Consider the following 1117-nt stretch of genomic DNA (forward strand, 5'->3'; position numbering starts at 1 on the left):
GTAAGTCTTAACTTAGCCTGCTTCAGGCCGTACTTCCCTCTGGTTACGAGACCGTGAGAGAGCTTGGGTCGAAGCAGGTTTTTCTCCCCACTAGTCCGAACGGTTGCCTGGGTTTGAAGCCCGTTTCGCAAGGTTGGATAACAGGAGGATGTCATGCATGGGGATCCCGTGATTGTCGGTATCGACGTGGCCAAGGCCAAGCTGGATGTCTTCATCAGCCAAGTCGAGCGTATCGAGCAGTATGCGTACCAGCCAGAGGAAGTCCGCTGTTTGCTGCAGACGCTACAGGCGGCTCAGCCTGAGCTGATCGTGCTGGAGGCAACCGGTGGGCTGGAGCGCCGCCTGGTGGCCGAGTTGGCGGCGGCCGGTTTGCCCGTCGTGGTGGTCAATCCGCGTCAGGTTCGCGATTTCGCCAAGGCCACGGGTCAGCTTGCCAAGACCGATACGCTGGATGCCCGGGTATTGGCCGCTTTTGGTGCGGCGGTCAAACCAGCATTACGCGAGATTCCTGCACAAGCGGTACAGGAACTGGCGGAGCTGTTGGCCCGGCGTCGCCAACTGGTCGACATGCTGGTTGCCGAACGGCTCCGGTTGCAGCAGGCGCTGAGCAAAGCGGTACGTCGCGAGCTGAAGCAGCATATCGAATGGCTCGAGCGGCAGCTGCGGGCCAGTGATGCTGGCCTACACCAAGCGGTAGAGAACTCACCAGTCTGGCAAGCCAAGTACGACCTGCTGTGCGAGGTACGGGGTGTGGGCCCGGTCGCGAGCCTGACCCTCCTGGCTCTATTGCCCGAATTAGGCCAGCTGGATCGCAAACGCATCGCCGCCCTGGTCGGCGTCGCGCCCTACAACTGCGACAGCGGTACAATGCGGGGCTACCGTCGCATTTGGGGTGGGCGCAGTGAAGTTCGTCGGGTGCTGTACATGGCTACGCTCTGTGCCATTCGCAGCAAGAATCCGCCGATCTTGGCGCAGTACCTACGCCTGAAGGCCGCTGGCAAGAAGAGCAAGGTTGCCATCGTGGCCTGCATGCGCAAGCTGCTGGTGATTCTGAATGCCATGATCCGGGATAAAGCGCACTTCCATACGCAAATTGCTTGACGCCGAACACGGTTGC

The 1117-nt window shown here is 60.5% G+C and carries 1 protein-coding gene; it reads left to right on the forward strand.

The window, feature by feature from the left end; genetic code table 11:
- Positions 1–153: 153 nt before the first annotated feature.
- A complete protein-coding gene (locus tag BAY1663_RS22790; RefSeq protein ID WP_037045432.1) occupies positions 154–1101 on the forward strand; it encodes an IS110 family transposase in 948 nt (315 codons plus the stop codon).
- Positions 1102–1117: the final 16 nt, after the last annotated feature.

It is taken from the genome of Pseudomonas sp. BAY1663 (assembly GCF_000582595.1).
In the GTDB taxonomy this organism is placed as follows: Bacteria; Pseudomonadota; Gammaproteobacteria; order Pseudomonadales; family Pseudomonadaceae; genus Stutzerimonas; species Stutzerimonas stutzeri_AF.

Coding starts and splice junctions, on each gene's coding strand:
- BAY1663_RS22790 (WP_037045432.1), top strand. CDS start 154: ATGCATGGGGATCCCGTGATTGTCGGTATCGACGTGGCCAAGGCCAAG.